The 21,844-nt window shown below is 40.1% G+C and carries 18 protein-coding genes and 1 pseudogene; 7 read left to right on the forward strand and 12 right to left on the reverse strand.

Going from position 1 to position 21,844, the window contains the following annotated elements; translation table 11 throughout:
• A partial coding sequence (locus tag ACEW8U_RS11020) for a CHRD domain-containing protein (protein WP_373522094.1) occupies positions 1-1,084 on the reverse strand: 1,084 nt, incomplete at its 3' end.
• Positions 1,085-1,312: 228 nt separating this feature from the next.
• Between ACEW8U_RS11020 and ACEW8U_RS11025 the strand changes: the two genes are divergently transcribed.
• Positions 1,313-2,017 (forward strand): GIN domain-containing protein, encoded by a 705-nt coding sequence (locus ACEW8U_RS11025; RefSeq protein ID WP_373522095.1) that lies wholly within the window; start codon positions 1,313-1,315, stop codon positions 2,015-2,017.
• Between the two features lie 419 nt (positions 2,018-2,436).
• Here ACEW8U_RS11025 and ACEW8U_RS11030 read toward each other — a convergent pair whose 3' ends face one another.
• On the reverse strand, positions 2,437-3,012 hold the full coding sequence (locus ACEW8U_RS11030) for a porin family protein (protein ID WP_373522096.1): 576 nt from the start codon (positions 3,010-3,012) through the stop codon (positions 2,437-2,439).
• Positions 3,013-3,141: 129 nt separating this feature from the next.
• Here ACEW8U_RS11030 and ACEW8U_RS11035 point away from each other — a divergent pair, with 129 nt between their 5' ends.
• The gene (locus tag ACEW8U_RS11035; protein WP_373522097.1) at positions 3,142-3,567 is read left to right on the forward strand and encodes a secondary thiamine-phosphate synthase enzyme YjbQ; all 426 of its coding nucleotides are present in this window, start codon (positions 3,142-3,144) and stop codon (positions 3,565-3,567) included.
• A gap of 435 nt (positions 3,568-4,002) precedes the next feature.
• Entirely contained in the window at positions 4,003-6,213 is a 2,211-nt protein-coding gene (locus ACEW8U_RS11040) for a DUF5916 domain-containing protein (RefSeq protein WP_373522098.1), read from the forward strand.
• Positions 6,214-6,370: 157 nt separating this feature from the next.
• Here the strand turns inward: ACEW8U_RS11040 and ACEW8U_RS11045 are convergent, their stop codons facing one another.
• From ACEW8U_RS11045 to ACEW8U_RS11075, 7 genes are all read right to left on the reverse strand, one after another.
• Entirely contained in the window at positions 6,371-6,880 is a 510-nt protein-coding gene (locus ACEW8U_RS11045; protein WP_373522099.1) for a hypothetical protein, read from the reverse strand.
• Positions 6,881-6,953: 73 nt separating this feature from the next.
• Positions 6,954-9,356, reverse strand: coding sequence for a glycogen debranching protein (locus ACEW8U_RS11050; protein ID WP_373522100.1), 2,403 nt, complete (start codon positions 9,354-9,356; stop codon positions 6,954-6,956).
• Positions 9,357-9,402: 46 nt separating this feature from the next.
• Positions 9,403-10,023 (reverse strand): hypothetical protein, encoded by a 621-nt coding sequence (locus ACEW8U_RS11055; RefSeq protein ID WP_373522101.1) that lies wholly within the window; start codon positions 10,021-10,023, stop codon positions 9,403-9,405.
• Between the two features lie 39 nt (positions 10,024-10,062).
• Positions 10,063-10,629 carry a hypothetical protein gene (locus ACEW8U_RS11060; RefSeq protein WP_373522102.1) on the reverse strand — a complete coding sequence of 189 codons (567 nt, stop codon included), beginning with the start codon at positions 10,627-10,629 and terminating at the stop codon, positions 10,063-10,065.
• A gap of 110 nt (positions 10,630-10,739) precedes the next feature.
• Complete coding sequence (locus ACEW8U_RS11065; RefSeq protein WP_373522103.1) at positions 10,740-11,309, reverse strand: hypothetical protein; 570 nt, start codon at positions 11,307-11,309, stop codon at positions 10,740-10,742.
• 153 nt (positions 11,310-11,462) lie between these two features.
• Positions 11,463-12,536: a hypothetical protein gene (locus ACEW8U_RS11070; RefSeq protein WP_373522104.1), complete on the reverse strand. Its 1,074-nt coding sequence runs from the start codon at positions 12,534-12,536 to the stop codon at positions 11,463-11,465.
• Between the two features lie 600 nt (positions 12,537-13,136).
• Positions 13,137-13,706, reverse strand: a complete 570-nt coding sequence (locus ACEW8U_RS11075) for a hypothetical protein (protein WP_373522105.1) — start codon at positions 13,704-13,706, stop codon at positions 13,137-13,139.
• Positions 13,707-13,816: 110 nt separating this feature from the next.
• On the opposite strand from ACEW8U_RS11075, the gene ACEW8U_RS11080 reads away from it, so the two are divergent.
• The gene (locus ACEW8U_RS11080; RefSeq protein ID WP_373522106.1) at positions 13,817-15,238 is read left to right on the forward strand and encodes a DASH family cryptochrome; all 1,422 of its coding nucleotides are present in this window, start codon (positions 13,817-13,819) and stop codon (positions 15,236-15,238) included.
• A gap of 315 nt (positions 15,239-15,553) precedes the next feature.
• Positions 15,554-16,867, forward strand: a complete 1,314-nt coding sequence (locus tag ACEW8U_RS11085) for a VOC family protein (protein WP_373522107.1) — start codon at positions 15,554-15,556, stop codon at positions 16,865-16,867.
• A 40-nt stretch (positions 16,868-16,907) separates the two neighbouring features.
• Here the strand turns inward: ACEW8U_RS11085 and ACEW8U_RS11090 are convergent, their stop codons facing one another.
• The 3 genes and pseudogenes from ACEW8U_RS11090 to dxs form a co-directional block, all read right to left on the reverse strand.
• A complete protein-coding gene (locus ACEW8U_RS11090) occupies positions 16,908-17,669 on the reverse strand; it encodes an alpha/beta fold hydrolase (RefSeq protein ID WP_373522108.1) in 762 nt (253 codons plus the stop codon).
• Between the two features lie 42 nt (positions 17,670-17,711).
• A pseudogene (locus tag ACEW8U_RS11095) lies at positions 17,712-17,789 on the reverse strand (DUF2442 domain-containing protein); the annotation flags it as partial.
• A 117-nt stretch (positions 17,790-17,906) separates the two neighbouring features.
• Positions 17,907-19,823, reverse strand: a complete 1,917-nt coding sequence (gene dxs / locus ACEW8U_RS11100; protein WP_373522109.1) for a 1-deoxy-D-xylulose-5-phosphate synthase — start codon at positions 19,821-19,823, stop codon at positions 17,907-17,909.
• A 185-nt stretch (positions 19,824-20,008) separates the two neighbouring features.
• Between dxs and ACEW8U_RS11105 the strand changes: the two genes are divergently transcribed.
• Both ACEW8U_RS11105 and ACEW8U_RS11110 read left to right on the forward strand, forming a co-directional pair.
• The gene (locus tag ACEW8U_RS11105) at positions 20,009-20,758 is read left to right on the forward strand and encodes a ScpA family protein (RefSeq protein ID WP_373522110.1); all 750 of its coding nucleotides are present in this window, start codon (positions 20,009-20,011) and stop codon (positions 20,756-20,758) included.
• 3 nt (positions 20,759-20,761) lie between these two features.
• Positions 20,762-21,835: a lysylphosphatidylglycerol synthase transmembrane domain-containing protein gene (locus ACEW8U_RS11110; RefSeq protein ID WP_373522111.1), complete on the forward strand. Its 1,074-nt coding sequence runs from the start codon at positions 20,762-20,764 to the stop codon at positions 21,833-21,835.
• The last annotated feature ends 9 nt before the right edge of the window (positions 21,836-21,844 follow it).

The following is a 21,844-nucleotide window of genomic DNA, read 5'->3' on the forward strand; positions in this document are numbered from 1 at the left end:
TTCCTGTCGTTCCGTTTACAGGATTGAAAGTATAAAGAATTCCGCCACCTTCTTGTGCACTATTGGCGTGAATATGCGCTGGATGACTTCCTCCGTCAGGAGTTCCCATAAGTGTGATCGTCGCCAAAGCAAATCCATTGATTCGTTCTTGGAAAATAATTTCTCCTGAGATTCCGGCTATTGCGACTGAATTCAATGGGTAGGTTTGTGATTCTCCTGTCAGTTCATTGGATCCTATATCACCTTGGGCTACGATAGTACCTAAATCATCAGCACTCACGTGTACATTTACATAACCATCTGCTTCTAGAATTTCAGCATAAGTAAAACCATTTTCGCCGTCCATTATTCCTGCACGTGTATCTGTTTTACTCATTCCTGTGGTGCCGTTTACTGGATTGAACGTAAACTCAATCCCTCCACCAACTGCTGCTGAGTTGGAATGGATATGTGCTGGATGCATGCCTCCATCAGGAGTTCCCGTCAAGGAAATAGTTGCCAATGCAAAACCATTAACCCTTTCCTCAAATGTAATCTCACCTGAAATGGTTGGTACCGCAACGTCATTCAATGTGTAAGTTTTTGATGTTCCTGTCAATTCATTCGATCCAATATCACCTTGAGCTACTATTGTCCCTAGTTCAGTTGCACTCAAATGTACATTGATGTAGCCATTATAGGTCAGTAAGTCACTAAATTTTATATTAGTGCCATCATCCTCTTGGGAAAAAGTCGTCTCGCTAATACCAGTTGTTCCATTTATCGGTGTAAGTGACACTGCTATTCCACCACCTTGAGCTGCAGAATTGAAGTGGATATGCGCAGGATGTTGACCTCCATTTGGAGTTCCGGTTAAGGTAATGGTCAGTTTGGAATTTCCTGTAGAAGTTTCTTCCAATAAAGCAGTTCCGCTGATGCCTGAGTTACCTACTGCATCCAAATCGTAAGTTTTTGTTTGACCCGTAAAAATTTCTTCTGGATCAATAGTTGGATTTTCATCATCAGTACAGGCCATAAAAGTCAGTGTCATGGCTAGCAGTATGGCTATTTGCCTGAGTCGATTAATAAGTTGGTTGTTTTTCATAATAATTTTAATTGGTTTAGATATGCTATTGACCTAACAAGGAGAACATGTTAATGTTTGATATATCAGTTTAGTACTGTTTAAAAAAAGTGCAAATACCAATCCATTGACAAAATTCGAAGGTGTTAATTCATGCCATGACTCAATTCATGCCATGAAAATAAATACATTGTATTTCAATGATTTTTTTTACTTTTAAAATTATCATTCACAAAAACGTGCACAATTATGAAAATGCAAACCATTTTATTGTTCTCTCTTGCTTTGGTAATTTTATCCTCCTGTGACAACCGCAATGACGACTACAGTGAGTCCATTGAAATAGAAGGAGTAAAGAGACTTAAACTCAGCGGCATGTTCAACGTCAATATTTCCCAATATGACCAAGAATCTTTGGAAGTTACCGGCAATGAGAGCATGGTCAAAAGACTTAAGGTTAAGCAAAGCGGTGATTTGCTGGAGTTGAGTCTTGAAGGAAAGGATTCCGGTGGATTTTTTAAGAAAGAGGGGATACAGGTTGACCTGAGTATTGCTGACCTTAGGGAGCTTGAGTTTGAAGGGGCTGGGAATATCAGGACTACCCACTCCTTGTCCTTGGAAGATCTTCGGATTATAGGAAATGGCGTAGGAAACATCAATTTGGAAATCGAAGCGGAGACGGTGGATTCCAAATTGAATTTTGTAGGGAATATGGTTTTGAAGGGGGAAACGAATGAATTTTACTTGGTCAATGAAGGGATAGGTAATATTGATGCTTCCGAGTTTAGCGCTCAAATCGTTGATCTTGTAAGTTCAGGTATAGGTTCGGTTTCGGTCCATTGTGAAGATGAGCTTTCCATTGAAGTCAACGGGATTGGCACAGTCAATTATACAGGCAATCCGACGGTTATAAGTGAAAAAGTTTCGGGGATAGGGAAGGTGAACAGGAACTGAGGTAGGAAGGTAGAGGGTAGATTTAAGAGGGTAGATTTAGAAGCTAGAATAATGAGGGAGTCGTCATTCTGAATGTAGCTTCTGGTAAGTTTGAATTTAGGGAAAGCTTTCAGCGAAATGAAGAATCTCTTGGGAAAAGGATGAAGGTCAATGTGCCAAGTAAAAGGGACAATTCGCCACGGCGGACAAGATGTGTCAGGTATGGGGTTTGGTGAGAGTGAAGGTTTAATGACCGATTTTGGGGAGTATGAAATAGATCTACTTCTTTTCCTAAGCGGCTTTGCGGGAAATAAAATTTATCCACCATCTTTTTTCCCCTACTTGCAATCAAAAAAAAATCCCCATCTTCCAAAAAGGCTGATGGGGACTCGAGAGATAAGTATTTTTTGTTGGATTAATATCCTGCGATGCCGCAAAGATTATTTATGCCCAAATAGATAAAAAACGCCCAATTGAAATCCTCTGTTGGTTGCATTCAAGGTATTAGAGTCATAGATATTGCTCAATCCGTGGTTGTACCTGGCATCAAGACCAAATCCTGTATCGACAAACACATAACTTCCTCCAATACTAAGTCCAAGGTCCAAGGAATTATAGCCGTCTTTGACATTGACAGTGGTATTTCCCGATTTGGTTTTGGCATTTACCAAAAATCCAACCTGTGGTCCAGCTTGTAACCTGAAGCCATTGTCAAACATGTATTGAAACAATAAAGGGATATTGATGTAATCTAGATTCAGGCTGTTATCCGAACCCCCAAATTTTGTACCTTGTGCGGAGTACATAATTTCAGGTTGAAAAGCGAATTGGTCGGTTAGGTGAATATGGGTTAATAAGCCCAAATGTAGACCGGGTTTTAGATCGCCTTTTCCGTTTCCATTGATGTTTGAAAGATTCAATCCTCCTTTGATACCAATATTTGAATGGTGGTCTTGTGCCATTACAGCAGGAGACATCAACAAACACATTACAAATGCAATTAAATAATTTTTCATAGTTTTTTGTTTTGAGTTTTTGCTTTGAAACCAAATTTATGGTCCTGGTGAATAAGCCAGCAAATATTACCTTAAAAAACCAAAAGATGTTACATAATAAAATACTGATTGTTACATTATTATTCGTTTATGATTTATCAAAAGAATATAAAATTAAGGACCTATCCGCCAGGCTACCATTTGATTACAGATTTGATTGAAAGTGAATTTCCCGAAATCAGACAGATCAAAACCGGGATGCTGCATGTTTTCATTCAACATACCTCTGCTGCGCTGACTATCAATGAAAATGCTGATCCTACTGTAAGAAAAGACTTTGAAACCTTTGTAAATGAGCTGGTTCCGGAAAGTTATCCACGGTTTATCCACACCTATGAAGGGACAGACGACATGCCCGCCCATTTGAAAAGCAGTTTAATGGGTTGCAGTGTGCAGGTGCCGATCGGTGGTGGAAAACTTTTGTTGGGAATATGGCAAGGAATTTATTTATGTGAATTCCGAAATCATGGAGGCCCTAGAAAGCTGGTTTTGACGGCTTTTGGGGAAGGGTTTTAGAAAGGATGAAGGATGAAAGTGTACAAAGTACAATGTGCCAAGATGCCGAAAATCTAATCAGAGGGATTATCTATAATAGCGAAGTAAAAGTCTGCCCTGTAGAATTTCGGGGAATCGCTTTCGAAAATGCAGTAGGATAAAGGTTGAAGAATAGCAGTTCCAGAGACTTACATTAGCTATGTTACCTCGGGGATGTGGGTTGATATGTTTACATTGACTATTGAACCTCGGGGATGTGAGTGAGGACGCTCACATTTGGCGTTGGTAAACCCATCTTAAGTCTTATTTCTTACGTCTTGTGTCTTATGTCTTGTGTCTTGTATCTCAAATTCCAAACCTCCTATCACACGCCACATACTTAATTTAACCATTGGTATAAATGACATGAAATCGAAAATTGGTAATTCCCTATTTTGAGCTCAAATAATTGAAGCTGTGAAAATTTGGTATTCTCTTTTCCTTTTATGTATTCTTTCAAATGTTTTTGCCCAAGAGGCGACCTTTATATTACCCGGCATGATCGCTGAAAAAATCGACTATGAGATCACTATCGACGGGGTTTTGGATGAAGCTATATGGAATGATAAGGATTGGGCTTCCGATTTTCAGCAATTTTTCCCATCGGATACTTCTTTGGCTGCTGCCCAATCAAAAGTAAAAATAGCCTATGATGATAAGTTTCTGTACATCGCCGCAGTCATGTACAACCTTGGGCCGCGAGAAAAATATGTCAGCACATCTTTAAGAAGGGATTATAGGGGCGAACAAAATGACGGGATCAGTTTTATTTTTGATACTTTCAATGACAATACCAATGGTTTTCAATTTGGTGTAAATCCCTATGGCGTACAACGTGAGTCGCTGATCGCCAATGGAGGTATGCAACCTACTGACCTGAACCTTGCTTGGGACAATAAATGGTATTCCACAGCCAAAATCTATGAAGATTATTGGGTGGTGGAGGCCGCGATTCCATTTTCGACGCTGCGCTATAATGATGGTGCGATGAACTGGAATGTGAACTTTTACAGGATTGATAGCAAGTACAATGAACGGAGCACTTGGACTCCTATACCCCGCAATTTCAATGTGATTTCATTGGCTTTTACCAGAAAACTGCTATTTATAGAACCACTTAAAAAAGAAAGCTCAAACATTTCATTTATACCCTATGCAGCCATGGTGACCGACAGGAATTCCCTTGAAGGCACCTCAAATCCTCCAAGACCAACATTTGGGGCAGATGCTAAAATTGGAATCGGTCCTGCCTTGAATATGGATTTAACAGCAAACCCTGATTTTTCTCAAGTTGAAGTGGATGAACAGGTAACGAATTTGGATAGGTTTGAAATATTTTTTCCTGAAAGAAGACAGTTCTTCCTAGAGAATGCTGACCTCTTTGCGGATTTTGGAACGCAAAATATCCGGCCCTTCTTCTCTAGAAGAATAGGCGTGGACCGGGATGAAAATACAGGGCAAAATGTTCAGAATCCTATTCTGTTTGGGGCCAGGCTCAGTGGGAAACTCAATGAAAACTGGCGTGTGGGAGCCATGAACATGCAAACAGCAAATGATGAAGAAATAGGAATTGTGGGTAAAAACTTTTCTGTAGCAGCTTTGCAGAAGAAAGTTTTCAAAAGATCCAATATTGGAGTGATTCTCATCAACAGGGAAACCTTGAACAAAGTAGGGCAGGGAGAAGTATTTGATAATTCCCAATTCAACAGGTTGGTAGGGATAGACTATAATCTCGCCTCGTCGGACAGCAGATGGACAGGGAAGTTTTTTTACCATAAAACATTTGAATATGGGGAAATGGAAAAAAGTGGTGCTGCCCATGCGCAACTCAACTATAATGATCTCTACTGGGAGGCAAGTCTGGCTTTGTCTACTGTGGGTGAAGGATTCAATCCTGCTGTTGGTTTTACTCCAAGAAATGATTTCAAAAGGACAGCCATCAGGATGTCACGTCAGTTTTACCCCAAATCTAAGCTGATCAACAGGCATGGCCCCGGAGTCGAATCTGAGGTACTTTGGAATGAAAACCTAGGCGTAACTGACGAATTACACACGCTTTTCTATACTACAAGGTTCCAATCCTTGTCTACTTTGACGCTCACAGCAAGCAATCGCTTTACTTATCTTTTTTTCCCTTTTGATCCTACTAGAACCAGAGGTGAACCCCTGGAATCAGGCACTGATTATAGAAACAGCACGTTTGGGTTCAGGTATATTGGAAACCCCAGAAATGTTTTCTTCCTGTCCGCTAGGGGTGAAATCGGGGAGTATTTCACAGGAGATATCAAAACACTTTCAGGTACGATGAATTGGAGAATGGGCTATTTGGCCAATATTTCCATGAATTTCAGCTATAATAATATCAGACTTCCCGAGCCGCAGAATAATGCAGACTTATTCCTAGTGGGTCCCAGAATTGACCTGACCTTTACCAAAAGTCTGTTTTGGACTACCTTTATCCAATACAACAATCAGATTGAAAATGTGAACATCAACACCCGACTTCAATGGAGATATGCTCCGGTTTCAGATCTTTTCTTGGTATATACTGAAAATTACTTCCCCAACACTTTTGCTTCCAAACAAAGGGCTTTTGTGATGAAGTTAAACTATTGGTTGAATATTTAGTGGGGGAGTGAAGGTTGAATGGTTCGTTATAATTGGAAGATTGAAATATTAAAAAATTGGAAAATTATTTTGAAAAGTTTATTCCTAGGTTCCCTAAGACTGCTTGCAACTGTCCACAGCCCGCACTGCCCACTGCCTACTGAAAACTGAAAACTGGCTATTCCAATTGACTTTTGGAGTATTCTATAAAGAAAAACACGACCGGGCCAAAAAGCAATACCGGAAAAACATATATTAATAAAGGCGTAATCCCCGTTCCTGCATTTGAACCCGTGTGGAAAGAAAAATATTCTATGACTATAAAAATCACCAGTAGGTTGAATTTTAGCCATCTCCAAAGCCTTTTGTTGATTTTGCTAAGATCCAAGGCTTTATCCCCTGAGACATCGACAGGATAGTCACCATATTGCGGTCTCAGGTTCCATATTGTCAGTCCGACATACAATATAGTGGCAATAATTGGTACTGAATATGTCATTTTACTTGCCCAATATTCATTCGGCGTTTGGAAAAAATCAAAATCTGCAGGTACCAGTTCAGCACCTATATGTTGGAAATTATAGGTGATCGTCCAAAGAACGATCAGGGCACAAAGACTTAGGATTTCCAAAATCAGATCCCAAAAAGTTATCCTTACTTTCTTGAATTTTGTAATTAAGTTTTTCATGAACTTGAAACCATCTTCCGGCAAAAATAAATCGAATTAGTCAATTTTCTTATAGCGTTAACGGGAATTGATCTCATTTTAAATTAATTCTATTTTTCTTTCCTGATAGCGCTATGCTTTTCAACCTCTGAGATACTTCAGGTTCATATTCAGTGTCATTGACCTTAATGGTGGCATACTTATCTATAGGCCAATGCAGGAGAATTTGCCAGTTATTGATTTTCTGCACGATTTCGATTTCTACACTATTATCCTCAAGCATTTTCCAAGTTAGGGACAGTTCGTTGTCACCGATAAGCACATTTTCTATTTTGGCCTCATTCCAAGTAGCAGGCATTTGGGGTGTAATGTGGATAAGTTTCTTGGAAGCCTCAGGTCTGATGCCGAAAAACTGTGTAACTATAGGTACTCCATAGCTATACAGGTTCCAAGCTTGTGCCATCATGCCATAATCCGGGGAAACCTCATAAATGGAACCTGGCAGGGCAAACCCAAAAGAGCGGGTCATCATCTGCAGGTATTCCAAAGCCTGATCAGGTCTGCCGTAATTGTTTTCAGAAATGGCCTGCACACCGGTTGGTAACGTCATCACAGCACCTGTATAAGAAAAAACCTTACTGCCTGAAAATGAGCCATCTTCCATTTCTGAAGACTCATCTCTATCTATCCCTGTGACAAAAACCCCAAATGGATTCACAAATTTTCTTCCTTTGTCCAAAGCCCTGATGGCCTTGTCTTCATCAGCAATTCCCATTTCCATGGGGGTATTCACCACCCAATTATGAAATATAACAAAGCCTTGCTTCTTATTGGAAGGGTATGTGGACACCTTTTTTCTGGTAGCCCTTAACTCTTCCACTGCCCATGGCTTCTTCAAAGTGTCTGCCCGGACTATGGCTGCATTAATCAAATTAATCGCTTCTCTGGGAGTACCGATAAAGTCGGCATAAGAATCGAATTCCTCCACCCAGAACTCCTTATTGATCTTTTCCTTTAGCATTTCGGCAGTATGTTGATAACTTTGGGCATTAACTTCATCTCCAAGTTCTCGGGCGATATTAGCCGCATCAGCAAATGCTACTTGAGTATAAGTTGCCACATCAATCATTTCGGATTCCAGGCCGTGAATCTCCATCATGCCATAGCCATCAGGAAATAAATTGCCGTCTCCATCATTTTCCTCCATCAACCATGTCAAACCCTTTTGTATGGTAGGATAATATTTGGACAAGAATTCCTTATCACCGGTCCATTGATATACGTACCAAATCAAGGAAGCAAATTGTGGGGTTTCATTGATATTGCCGGGATTGAAGACTACGCCATTCGTACTGACTTCATGCACAATTTGTCCGTTGCCATTGGATTCTGATAGCTTGTGGATAAGTTCAATAGTTTGGTAAACCAAGTCCTTTCTCCCAGTTACAATAGCACCTTTGAGGGTGTACTCATTGTCCACGCCAAACCACCAAGGATAATCGGGCATACCTGCACCCAAGCCCCTCCCGATCTCAGGCACATCTCTGACCAGCCATTCTGTATTGTACTTGACCCACTCAAAGGCTTTTTCCAGTTCTTTATCCGGGATGGTCACTTTAGACCGCGAGGCAATTTTTTCATATTTTCCAAGTTTATCCTTCAGATAGGTTTCCGAATGAAGCTGCAAAATGTCAAATGTTTTTTCGGCATCTAATTGTGATGTGTAGGAACCTGAGATCACAAAACGGAGCGTTTTTACTTCGTCGGGGCGCAGGTTGATTTTATATTCCAAGCGTGCGGCCTGACCATTACCTTTTGGTTCATATCCACAATAGTCTGAAGGTCCTAGATTGCTATTGGCTTCTTTAAGAGCCCCAAAAAGGACATACCAATCATTACCCTCATCTTTTCCCCTCCAAGCCTGCCTTGCTTCGTCAAAAGTCAAGTTATCCACATGATCCACCATGTTTGTCTTTTCACCAAGCCAAACTGGCATCAGATCGGTATATCCGGCAAACTCAAAGCTAAAGGAAACATTTTTCTTATCGGCGTTTCTGAATGTAAATTCAATGATCACTCCCTGTTTACCATCAGGAACAAACTGGAACCTGTCTACCTCTAAACCAGGAAGAGAAGTTTGAAAAAGATGTTTATTAGCAAATGGGTAGTTGATAAATTGGTGTGCAGTGTCTAAGCAATAGGAGTTGTCGCCTTTTATGATTGAAGCGGTGAATCCGTCCAAGAGTTTGATGGGATGGTTCCATATTCCGCCCATCTCCCCTTCTATATGCCAGCCTAGGTCCGGAAATGTGCCATCTTGATGTCCGACCATATATACCCGGTCTCCTGCGGTAACATAGGGAGAAGAAAGATATTTATCTTTTCCAATCAGACCTTCAATATCAGTCATAATATCCGAAAGCGGTGGAATGACCTCCTCTCGTTGGCAAGATGAAAAGAACATCAAAAATAGAAGAAGGGTAAAAAAGGATTTCATGGGATTTTTTTTTAGGCTTCAATTTCCCTAAATATAAAGCCCTTTTTCAATTAACCCTAAGAATGATATTTTCTATGGTCGAAGAAAATTCCCGGCCATCCTGAAGGGTCACATTGCAGGTAAATTTCATTGCCTCGGTTTGTTCTGACTCTTGATTGAATCTGACTGCAAAATTGGTGAAGTTGTAAACATTCCTGTTGGAATCTCTGCGTGTCATCAAGGGTGAAAATTCACTGCCTCCAACAATGGCAATGAGAAGCATCTCCGAAAGGTCTGTGCCTGCCGGAAAGTTTGAATTAAAGTCCTTGTCAGCAAAGAGTTCAATTTTTTCGACACCTGCTTCCAAATTAACTGCAGGGTCACAGGCATACAAAATTGGCAATCCGGTATCCGCTCTTCTAACAAAGTCTTTTTTATCCAGATTTTCCTCCTCGAAAATAAACCATAATAATAATTTTTCAGTGGTCAAATTAATGGTATTTGACCATGGTCTTGTTTGCCATCCGGGATTGGTTGGTACATATTCTCTCACCTCCCCGTTAAATCCACTTAAGCGGTAAAACCTAGCCTGTCCCGAACAGTCATCTATACAAGAAGTAAAGATCAAAGGGAATAGCTGGAATAGGACTATTATGGAAAAAAAACTAAAAATTGATTTAAACTTCATTTCACAAAATTTTGGATTTCATCAAACAAATTAACGCTATTAAGGCTTTAAAAGAACTTCTACAAATTCCGTTTCTTTGGTGGTTCCATCCTCGAATTCCACTATAACCTGCAATAAATGGGGGGCTTCTACATTCGGCTTAAAGTTGAACAGAATGAAGAAACTAGGGAAATTGGATTCATTTAAATAGGACTGCAAAAAATCTGCTCGGTCTATATAATTTAAGCCATCCGCACTAAATACACAGGCATCCAATAAGTCTTGTCCGGCAGTTATCGCATTGAATGCCTGATTGCTGAACATCTTTATACTTTTGGCTTTGTTGTTGTTTCGGTATTTGGGGATACAATCAGAGTCCAGACTTCCAGGGTTTAAGGTGGTTTTTGGCATATCCAACCTAAGGGCTAGCCTTGTGGATGCCAATCCTGCTTCGTTGCTCCAAGGAGAATCCTGACCAGTGCTGAGGTCAATTGTCCTAGGGGTAATGCCTATTGAATTGATTTCATACAAGGTATCCTCACAATTTTTGGTGCAAGCTGTCAGAGACATATATCCGACTGCAAGTAGCATTGATATTTTTAGATAGTTGGTTTTTAATCTGTACATGATACGAATTTTGGCTGCGAAGATAATGATAGGGGAATGAATTTTCTAATTAAAATTCATACGGAGCCTGATACTGATAGTTATCCACAATATATTTTAAACCAAATATGTCATTCCATTGGCTTCAATAAAATAGTTAACGCATTAGCCTCAATTGATTTGTCATCTGCAGTTTGGGCCTCCAACCTTAGTTGATGAACATGGCTTTCAGTAGGAGCAACTGTAAAGTTAAAGTATGCAGTGGCGATGTCTGATTGATTGACATAATTACTGATGAATTGGTTTTTGGTGACAAAGCTATTTTGGTCAACAGAAAAGGATACAATCTTCAATAAATCTGAGCCTGCAGGATATTCTTCATTATAATCCTGGTCACTGACCAATTTCAGGTCCGTTACACGATTTTCATTTTTCCATACAGCGGGACATTCGGAATTGAGTGTAAAAAAGACCAAAACAGGTTTTGGCATTTGCATGAGGAATGTCAACCTGTTGTAAGGAAGTGCATCATTGGTTCTCCAAGATGTGAGCAATGTAGAACCTTCAGTTCTGGTCCGGGGAGAAATGGAAAGTTCCTTGATCTGAAACATGGTATCTTCGCATTTGTCCTCACAAGAGCTGAATAATCCGAGAAAACAAAAAATTGCGGAGAAAACCATTACTTGATGTAATGTTTTCATTTTTAGGGTGTTTAGCGAGATATTATAATTTGGGCAATTACTTATCCACAGTAGGGTTCCTGCGAAAATATGAGGAGATCACTTCACTGAAGAAGCTGAAATTTATTGAAAAAATTCTAATTATGATAAAATCATGGATATAATGTTCCGATTTTAATCATTATTTAATCCTTTGATCACAACGTCCCCTGTACCAGCCGCAAGACAAGGGTATTGTAGTTCCCTCTCTGCCAATTTCGGGTTGTTGATAATCTGATAAAACTCATCTAAATATTTCAGGGTTGATTTGATGTAGCTGTTTTCTAAATGAGGGCTTGATTGATAGAGATGGTAGATTTTATCTTTTAATTCTATGAATGGGATAAAGGCTTTTTGAAAATGTTCCATATTGGTTATGCAATACCCCCGGTACCTCCTATCCCTCACAGAATTCATTTCTAATTCCTCAGCTGGCTTCGCATAGGTAGTCATGACGATGCCCGAAAAATCAAAATCATAAGGAACTGCGAACATTTCTTTTGTTTCAGGATGTTGAATGATTTTGATGTTCTGCCTGAACTGAATGGACCAATCTGTATTGGCAATCAGGTATTGAAAAAGTGACATTTTGATAAATTCCTGTGCTTCGATTTGCTTGGGTCGAATCAAATCCTGCCCTACGGGAAACATCCCATTCCTTTCCGCCATTTGGTCCTCATCCTCAATTAGGAATGCGAAGAGGGGTTCTTTTACTTTAATTTTATTGCTGCTGTCTTCAAAATCAATTTTTACAAGTCGGACTTTAAAACTCTGAGGGGTGAGAATATTACTGATTTTATAGGCATAATATTCTCTGACAACATATTTGTCTCCTTTGCAGGGCATCACCAATTTAAGCTTGTCTTGACCTTCAAAGACCGTGTTATCCACATTTTTTTTACTGAAATTGAGTAAAATGGGCGGATAGGTACAGATATTTTGTTGTCTTCTGAAATTACCCCTTGTTCTTATTTTCAATGGAATGGAAATTTCCTTCTGATTTTGATCCCTGTAAGAAATGGTCATGTCATCATATTCAGGTTTTCCTTTTCTGTCCTTGACAAGCCTGTTGATATCACCTGAGATCTTCAATTCGAGTATTTCCTCTGGATCAAAAAGAGTAGGAGTTTGCCCGATTGTTTGGACAGGGTATGCAAGATTGTTGATGAACAATCCAAAAACTAAGACGAAGCGGATTTTCAGCATCATAACATGAAGTTAATCAGGATTTTGGGAATAACATAATTAGATATGAGACATAAGACGCAAGAAACAAGAAGCAAGAGCCAAGAGCCAAGAAACAACGCCTATCCAGAGTATCGGGGAAACAAGAAAGCAGGTTATCCTTTCGGGGCATATCACGAGGTTCATGACATGATAAATTTGAACACAAATAGTACCTTATGAGATTTCTCGTACCTACCAATGACGTAATTCGGAGTGGCCGTCACCCTGATCCCGATGGCTATCGGGAGAAGGGTCTCCTGAGGATCAGCAAATGATAGATATAAACATAAACAGAACTTCTGGAGATCCCTCGTGCCTACCAATGACGTAATTCGGAGCCGTCACTCTGACGTAGGAAAGCCTGCCACGATGCTTTCGGGGAGTCTCTACCCTGAGGCTTGAAGATCCTTCACCTCGTACCTCGGATTCAGGATGACGAACACCTAAATGTCATTCCTTTTCTGAACATTTTAATAATGTTGGAGACTCGAAGTGGCAAGGAAAACCCATTCTTGGTTCTTGTCTCCACGATACTCGGGGCAGGCTTTGATTCTTCCTGCTTCCTTTATTTCGGACAACTACTCACTCCCAACCCCAGGCTGGTCCAGGGCTTGTTACTTCTTTTGTCAGGTCAAATTTCACAGAAAAAAATCTATCGGAACCTATTCTTCTCAGATTGTAGGTAAAAGAATTGTCATCCAAAGTTATCCACCATACATTATTGGAGGCGTGGGGAATCAGGTCGGCAGTTTCTTGGTCGGCAGGGAAAAACTGAATGTTTTCCAAACCTGTATTGGGTGAGGTGCCGCCATATTGCGTGACTTTGTCCTCGCTGCCGTCTTGATGTCTATGGTCATGCTTGAGTTTAATCAAAGAATTTTCCATGGTCAGGACCCAAGTCCTCGACTTGTCTTCTCCTACAAAAAATGGAATGTGGATAAATCCACTGCCACAGTCTACCAAATGCATGATCAATTTTTTTCCGGCAAAAGGGTCATTATCAGATATTGGTGTGGTGACTTCCCCCTCAAAAGCTTTCCCACAATGTTTGGAAAGTGTCTCCCAAAAAAGTCGATTTCCAGATTTTTCCTGTGCCTTGGAAACAAGTCCTGTAAATGTAAAAAGCACCGCAAACAGCATTAAATTTTTCATATAAGAAATAGCTTTGTCAATAGAGAATTTTCTTTCTCAATCTGCTGGTAAGTAAACATAATTACCATAAACCACCAAACAGTTTTATTTAACAAACTGTTGAAAAGACAATGAAATACAACAGAGTTATAGTTTGGTTTAGAAACGATTTAAGGCTGCATGATCACGCAGCCTTATTTTCGGCATTAGCAAAAGGGAAGGAAATAATACCTGTATTTTGCTTTGATCCAAGGAATTTCCGGAATGTAGATTTGGGTTTCAAAAAAACTGGAGCATTTAGAACCCAATTCCTTATTGAATCTGTAGAAAATCTAAGAAAGTCTCTTCAAGCTCTTGGAGCAGACCTGATTGTGGAAGAAGGAAGTCCAGAAGAAGTGGTAATCGAATTGGTAAATAAGTATCAAGCAGAAGCCATCTTTTTTTCTGAGGAAGTAACTCAGGAAGAAAAACTGATAGAGGAGCGCTTGGAAAAATCAGCGTGGAAGTTGGGTATAGCCACAGAAGCTTTTTGGCAAAGTACTTTATTCCATATTGAGGATCTTCCATTTCCAGCTAATCTTGTTCCTGAGGTATTCACTCAATTTCGTAAAGAGTGTGAGAAATTTTCCAAAGTCCAGAAGACTTATGAAATGCCCAAATCCATCAATTTCCCCAATAATTTGGACGATTTGGGTAGTATTCCTGACTTATCCACATTCGGTTTTAGCAAGACAGCAAATTCGAAATTGGGTGTATTGGATTTCAAAGGAGGAGAAGATGAGGGTAAAAAAAGGCTACAGGAATATTTCTGGGAAAAAGATCTTTTGAAAACTTATAAAGAAACCAGAAATGGACTTTTAGGTGCTGATTACAGCAGCAAGTTTTCACCTTGGCTGGCTTTAGGCTGCTTATCTCCAAGATATATTTATGAGGAAGTTTTGAAATATGAAAAGGAAAGAAAAAAGAACCAATCAACCTATTGGCTGATTTTTGAATTGATATGGCGGGATTATTTCAGATTTATCTGTAAGAAACATGGAAGCAAAGTTTTCCAGATCAATGGAATCAAAAACATTGTGGATAATTGGAATAAAGATGAAAATTCATTCTGGAAATGGGCAAATGGACAGACAGGGATTCCATTTGTAGATGCCAACATGAGGGAATTGAACCAAAGCGGATTTATGTCCAATAGGGGTCGACAGATTGTGGCTTCCTTCTTGGTGAATGATCTGGGTATAGATTGGAGATGGGGTGCCAGTTATTTTGAAAGTATGTTGATTGATTATGAGGTATGCAGCAATTGGGGAAATTGGATGTACGTGGCGGGTGTGGGTAATGACCCAAGGGAAAGCAGATATTTCAACATACTCCGTCAGGCCAACAACTATGACAAAAAGGGGGATTATATCAGGCATTGGATTCCTGAAATTGCAGGAATTCCTGGTTTCGATATCCATCAACCTTTTGAGTTATCCACAAGTGACCTTAAACAATATGGAGTCGCATTGGGTAGGACTTATCCACAGCCTCTGGTAGGGATTAAGATTTGATCTGGAAAAATATTTTGGGATGGGAATGACCATCAAAAGGATTGGGCTTTAGCCCATTCACAAATAAATGTCTAATACTATTGGGCTTTAGCCAAAATAGAAATGTAGAATTGACAGATATTGATTTGTTTTGGCAAAAGCTAGGGGAAAATGAAGTCTTTTTTTCCTCCGGCTAAAGTATACCGACAGCGGGAGGGAGTTGATAGGTTAGTTTTAATTCTCAGCCAATGCAGGGTATCCTGATATCTATTACCTCTGAGTTTTATAACAAAAAAGCCACAAATCATTGTTATTTTTAGAAAACTGTTCCCTCTTATGAGAAACCTCCTTTCGCCCATTTTCTTCATTTTAGTTTTATTGTCCTGTTCAAATCCCGATGAACAAAGAAAATCAATAATTCTGGGACAAATGCAGGCCTTCGCCGAAATGGTGGCCGCGGATGTGAAGCCTTTGGCATTGAGTGAACCCATGTCTTCGGAGGATGTGGATAAGTTATGGGAGGAGGCTCAGAACATTGCAAAAGAGCATGGAATCGAAGTTTATAGAGATCTAAATTTAATAAGGACCCAACTTTTCCCTTCTGAAATCACAAAAGATAAAGAGGTTTTGATTTTCCACAAGAAGGAGGCCCTCAATAGTTATAAAGACCTCAAAGCCTCTGTTCAATCAGGGAAGAACGGCGAAGCTGAGGCCAGGAGATTAGGAAGGCTTTTGGGTTATCCACCCTATTATATCAATTCACTTTTGTCAAAAAACACGGATTTCAGGACATTACCGGATTTCGGGATTCAAGGAACCAACCTTTTCCTTTACTACAAGGACCTTCAAAGAGCAAAGAAATTCTACAATGAAACTTTAGGCTTGGAGATCATTTCGGATTATGGATTTGCCGCTACAGTTAAAATTACCCCGGATGCATGGCTGACCTTGGTGGATGCCTCGGTTGGGAGGCATAAGGCCGATGAACCCAAAACAGTAGCCATCGCCCTTTTGACCAATCACCTGTTCGAATGGTATGCCTATCTACAAAAAGAAGAAGTTCCAATCAAATACGAATACAAACCCAAAGAAAACAATGCCCACGATGGTTTTGTGACCGTTGACCCTGAAGGCTATCTCTTGGAGTTCGAAATGTTCAAACCTCATCCTGAAAATGAAAAACTGATGCCGCTCTTACCAAAAAACGATGCCAAAAGTGGTGCAACTGACAGTTGGTCTAAAAATGAAGGATTCTATGGCGCAGTGACTTGGTTGTATTACCAGGATATGTTGGGGGCAGAGCGCTTTTATGAGGAGAAAATAGGTTTGAAACAGATTGTGGACCAAGGATGGGCGAAAGTCTATCAGGTTTCAAAAACGGGTTACATCGGATTGGTAGATGAACGTCGGGGCATGCATCAATATACTGACCAAAAGGGGACAAGCGTTTCTTTTCTGGTCCGTGACCTCGAAGGATGGTATGATTATGTCAAGAGTCAGGAACCCTTTCCTTTGGCACAGGAGATGTATTCAGGTAAAGAGGATAGGTATAAAGCTTTTGTGGGAATGGATCCTGGGAAATACTTTTTGGAGTTTGATCAGTTTTTAGAGCATGGGGATAATAAACGCCTGTTAGATTTGTTTCAATAAAGCAATTTGGAAATTGTCTTTGGAAATTAAATAACCTAGTCTATTCGATTTTATCCAAGAATGTACTCACCAATTGCAAGCTTTTTTTTTCAGCTTCAAACATTCCCATATGCCCAACTCTTTTCAATTCATAGTAATGCGAGGAAAATGGTTTGTGCAATCGGCTTGCCTCAATTTTTACTGCCCCATCCAATTCCCCCGCAATCATTAATTTGGGGCCTTGAAAAGTTTTCCACACTTCAAATCTGTCTTTTCTGTCCCGCATGGCAGCAATAAATGCCAAAACCCCTTTCTTGGAACTCTTTTTTCCCAAGGCAATCAATTCCTCTATTTTTTCAGTGTGCTCAATCTGATGTCGTTCAGAAAAAAGTGGTGGCACAAAAGATTCTATAAACTTGTCCACACCATGTTTTTTGACAAAATCAATGGTTTTGTTACGGGTTTTCTTTTTTTCCTCATCATATGGAAGTGCTGAAGAATGAAATAGGCCAATACCTTTTAATTCAGTTCCTATCAGTTCCGCTAAAGCCAAGGTCACATAGCCGCCAAGGGAATGACCGATGACAATGGGTTTTTGGATATGGTTTTCTTCCATCCATTCCTGCAGCCAAACGGCTACCTCCTCGAGGCTTATTTGTGTAGGGTCAAGTGGGCTTTCCCCGAAACCAGGTAAATCAGGGCAGAAAACCTGATAAATTGTGGATAAGTGTTCCGAAAAAGTTTTCCACATTTCTTTGGATTCACAGAATCCGTGAATTAAGATGAGTGGTTGGCCGGTTCCTTTCTGAGAAAAAACTATCATGTTTAAAGGTATTAATTTTTGATAAAAAAAAGCCTTGTTGATTTACAACAAGGTTTCAACCAAAATATCTTCGTCAATTTCCTCCCAGTGAATTCCTTCCCCTTTTCCAATCAACCTCCATTGGTTTAATTGATGTCATTCCTTTCCTGAACGTTTGAAAGATGTTGAGGACTCAGAGTGTCGGTTCTCCGTATTCCTGACTGCCTACTGAGACTGCCTACTGAACACTTTCGATACCTAACTTCTAACTTTAACTTCAGCCATCTCCCTTACCGCCTGCGCAATTCCTTCAGGATCAAATCCACATTCCCTGTGCAGTTCAATCTGCTCACCATGTTCGATGATGGCATCGGGGATTCCAAGTCTTCTTACCTGTGCAGCATATCCATTATCCACCATCCATTCCAAAACTGCTGAACCAAAACCACCCATCAGGCATCCATCTTCCACAGTAATTACCTTTTTGAATTTACCAAATACCTCATGTAGCAAAGATTCATCCAAAGGTTTTACAAAACGCATGTCATAATGTGCAGGATTCAACCCTTCCTCAGCTAACATGTTGGAAGCAGCCACTGCATAATTGCCAATATGGCCAATGGTGAGGATCGCGACTTCTTCTCCCTCTTTGATGATTCTTCCCTGTCCGATTGGGATTTCTCTCATAGGAGTTTTCCATTCAGGCATGACTCCCTGACCTCTTGGATATCTGATGGAGAATGGTCCTTGAAACTTTGTGGCGGTGTACATCAGACTTCTGAGTTCCGACTCATCCATGGGAGCTGTGACCACCATATTTGGTATACACCTAAAATAAGCCATATCATAAGCCCCGTGATGTGTTGGCCCATCGGCGCCTGCAAATCCTGCCCTGTCCAGGCAAAAAACAACCTGAAGATTTTGTATGGCCACATCGTGGATAACTTGGTCATAGGCCCTTTGCATAAAGGTGCTGTAAATATTGCAAAAAGGAATCAATCCTTGGGTTGCCAGACCTGCTGAAAAAGTTACGGCATGTTGTTCCGCAATTCCCACGTCAAATGCCCTATCAGGCATTTCTTTCATCATGATATTCAAAGAAGAACCGGAAGGCATGGCAGGGGTAATCCCCATAATTTTATCATTTTCCTTTGCCAGTTCCACCAAGGTATGGCCAAATACATCCTGGTATTTTGGGGCCTGCGGAACAGTTGGGGTCTTTTTATATATTTCTCCGGTCACTTTGTCAAAGAGCCCGGGTGCATGCCAAGTGGTTTTGTTTCCATTTTCTGCAGGAGCATAGCCTTTTCCTTTGACAGTAATGCAATGAAGGATTTTAGGTCCGGGAATATCCCTTAGGTCAGCTAATACTTCCACCAAGTGATGAACATCATGACCATCTACAGGTCCAAAATATCTTAAATTGAGGGATTCAAAAAGGTTGCTTTGTTTCAATACAGCAGATTTGATTGCCCCTTCTACTTTGGAAATGATTTCCTGCGCAGAAGAACCGAACTTGCTGATTTTACCCAAAAGGTTCCAGACATCATCTTTTACCCTGTTATAGGTATGGGAGGTGGTGATATCCGTCAAGTAATCTTTTAGTGCCCCAACATTTGGATCAATCGACATGCAGTTATCATTGAGGATGATAATCATGTTGGTATCAGATACACCTGCATGGTTCATGGCTTCAAAAGCCATTCCTCCGGTCATTGAACCGTCTCCGATGACAGCCACATGTTGTTTGTATTTGTTTCCCTTGTACTTTGAAGCCATGGCCATTCCCAAAGCCGCGGAAATGGAGGTACTTGAATGACCTACACCAAAAGTATCGTATTCGCTTTCACTTCTTTTCGGAAAACCCGATAAACCGCCATATATCCTATTGGTATGAAACTGTTCTTTCCTTCCGGTCAGAATTTTATGCCCATAAGCCTGATGCCCTACGTCCCAGACCAATTGGTCTTCAGGAGTATTCAATACATAATGAAGTGCCACGGTAAGTTCAACTACGCCTAAACTTGCACCAAAATGGCCACCATACACGGAGACATTGTCCACGATAAACTGTCTCAGTTCATCACAAATCTGAACCAGTTGGTCTTTGGAATACTTTTTAAGATCATCAGGGGAGTTGATCTTTGATAGTAATTTACCGGGTTTGATTATCATTGGCGATGTATTTCGTCTTAAAGGTAATTAACATTCCTCAATAACAAATGTTTTGAAAAAGATGAATCCTGTTCTGTGACGTTTTGAAAAGGTCTTTTTAAACCTCAAATGTATAATTTGCTTTTATTTAAATATCTTTGGGATCAAAAGACTTTGCAAAATTACGATAAAATAAATAGCAATCAGTGAGTTTCGAAATCAAATTACCACTCTTCGAGGGACCCTTCGATTTGATGTTGTTCTTTATTGAAAGGGACGAGCTGGATATCTATGACATTCCCATCGCCAAAATCACACAGGATTTCCTTGATTATATCCACCAATTGGAGAAAATGGAGATTGAAGTGGCCAGTGATTTTATACTTTTTGCCGCCACACTGATGAAAATCAAATCCAAGATGCTGATCCCTAGACCTGAACTGGATGAAAACGGTGAGGAGATAGATCCAAGAGAAGAATTGGTCCGGCATTTATTGGAATACAAAAAATACAAATCCGTCATATCAGAACTTGCCCAAATGGAGGAGACCAGAATGGCCAAGGAAAAGAGAGGCAACATCATCGCAGAATTGAAGCAACTGTCTAAAGTGGATGATGTGGAGGCAGAAATGCAGGATCTGGATCTATATAAATTGTTGAAGGTGTACCAAAGGGTAATTTCCAGATATGCTTCAAGGACAGATGAAACCAAGCATACAGTTATCCAATACCCTTATACCATAGAGCAGCAAAAAGACTTTGTGTTAGAAAAAATCAGTTTTAGGGATAAGGTTCCCTTTACGGATTTTATCAGTTATAAACCTGACAAAATCTTCGTCATTTATACATTTTTAGCCATTTTGGAACTTCTTCAATTATCAATGGTTACCATTGTAATTGGAGAAGGATTCAATAATTTTTGGGTAGAAAAAAAAGAAACAGTGCCGAGCGAGTAGGATATGAAGCTAGATAACAAGAAGATTTTCGAGACCCTCAACCCCAATAAGGTATGGGTTCCGGTCTTGATAGGCTTGGGTATCGTATTTTTTATGTTTTACCAGGATCCCAATGTCAATGCCAAAACATTACGGGGAGTTTTTGATGCCTCAGTATGGGGCATTTTAATTGCCGTTTTGGTTATTCTTGGTAGGGATATTGGCTACGTCTATAGGATAAGGGAAATTACCGATCGACATTTGACGTGGACAAGGGCTATATATGTCATTATTCTTTGGGAATTTGCATCAGCGGTCACTCCTTCAGTGGTGGGCGGTACAGCAGTGGCCATATTTATTCTGAACAAAGAAGGTATCAAATTGGGAAAAGCCATTGCTTTTGTCATGGTGACTGCAATTTTAGACAACCTGTTTTTCGTGATCGGGGCACCTATAATTTTATATTTTGCCAAAGGAAATATATTCCCGGCCAGCCGGGTAATGGAAATGAAATTGGGCAGAAGCCTGGAAGTATTATTTTGGGCAAGTTATGCGTTATATGCCATTTATTCTTTGATAATGGCCGCGGCATTGTTTTACAGGCCCAGGGTTTTCAAATCCATCCTCTTGAAGCTGTATTCTATCAAATGGCTTAAAAAGTGGAAACATTCCGCCAATGGATATGGAAATCAGATCATCGAAGCTTCTAAGGAACTAAAAGGCAAAAACCTAAAATTTTGGCTTCCCATCATTTTGGCAACCATATTCATTTGGAGTTCAAGGTATTTGATGTTGAATGCCCTTATCGGTGCTTATGAATCCCTTGACCTTTATGAACATGTGATCATTTTTGCCAGACAGGTCATCATGTGGATAGTCATGATGATATCCCCAACTCCCGGCAGCAGTGGCACTGCCGAGTTCTTTTTTGCCCAGTTCTTTGCGGAATTCCTTAGTGGCTACACTTTTGTCACCAGTATTCTATGGAGGATGCTTTCTTATTATCCCTATTTGTTATTGGGGGCCATCTTCCTTCCAAGATGGATCAAGCAGGTATTCTTTGTAAAAAAGGAAGGAAATGAAGGAAAGGAAGAATAATATCAAATC

Source organism: Aquiflexum sp. (genome assembly GCF_041751335.1).
Taxonomy (GTDB): domain Bacteria; phylum Bacteroidota; class Bacteroidia; order Cytophagales; family Cyclobacteriaceae; genus Aquiflexum.

Excerpts from the sequence above, each read along its gene's own strand:
- ACEW8U_RS11025 (WP_373522095.1), top strand. The coding sequence starts at position 1,313 with ATGAAAATGCAAACCATTTTATTGTTCTCTCTTGCTTTGGTAATTTTA.
- ACEW8U_RS11030 (WP_373522096.1), bottom strand. The coding sequence starts at position 3,012 with ATGAAAAATTATTTAATTGCATTTGTAATGTGTTTGTTGATGTCTCCT.
- ACEW8U_RS11035 (WP_373522097.1), top strand. The coding sequence starts at position 3,142 with ATGATTTATCAAAAGAATATAAAATTAAGGACCTATCCGCCAGGCTAC.
- ACEW8U_RS11045 (WP_373522099.1), bottom strand. The coding sequence starts at position 6,880 with ATGAAAAACTTAATTACAAAATTCAAGAAAGTAAGGATAACTTTTTGG.
- ACEW8U_RS11050 (WP_373522100.1), bottom strand. The coding sequence starts at position 9,356 with ATGAAATCCTTTTTTACCCTTCTTCTATTTTTGATGTTCTTTTCATCT.
- ACEW8U_RS11055 (WP_373522101.1), bottom strand. The coding sequence starts at position 10,023 with ATGAAGTTTAAATCAATTTTTAGTTTTTTTTCCATAATAGTCCTATTC.
- ACEW8U_RS11060 (WP_373522102.1), bottom strand. The coding sequence starts at position 10,629 with ATGTACAGATTAAAAACCAACTATCTAAAAATATCAATGCTACTTGCA.
- ACEW8U_RS11065 (WP_373522103.1), bottom strand. The coding sequence starts at position 11,309 with ATGAAAACATTACATCAAGTAATGGTTTTCTCCGCAATTTTTTGTTTT.
- ACEW8U_RS11070 (WP_373522104.1), bottom strand. The coding sequence starts at position 12,536 with ATGATGCTGAAAATCCGCTTCGTCTTAGTTTTTGGATTGTTCATCAAC.
- ACEW8U_RS11075 (WP_373522105.1), bottom strand. The coding sequence starts at position 13,706 with ATGAAAAATTTAATGCTGTTTGCGGTGCTTTTTACATTTACAGGACTT.
- ACEW8U_RS11080 (WP_373522106.1), top strand. The coding sequence starts at position 13,817 with ATGAAATACAACAGAGTTATAGTTTGGTTTAGAAACGATTTAAGGCTG.
- ACEW8U_RS11085 (WP_373522107.1), top strand. The coding sequence starts at position 15,554 with ATGAGAAACCTCCTTTCGCCCATTTTCTTCATTTTAGTTTTATTGTCC.
- ACEW8U_RS11090 (WP_373522108.1), bottom strand. The coding sequence starts at position 17,669 with ATGATAGTTTTTTCTCAGAAAGGAACCGGCCAACCACTCATCTTAATT.
- dxs (WP_373522109.1), bottom strand. The coding sequence starts at position 19,823 with ATGATAATCAAACCCGGTAAATTACTATCAAAGATCAACTCCCCTGAT.
- ACEW8U_RS11110 (WP_373522111.1), top strand. The coding sequence starts at position 20,762 with ATGAAGCTAGATAACAAGAAGATTTTCGAGACCCTCAACCCCAATAAG.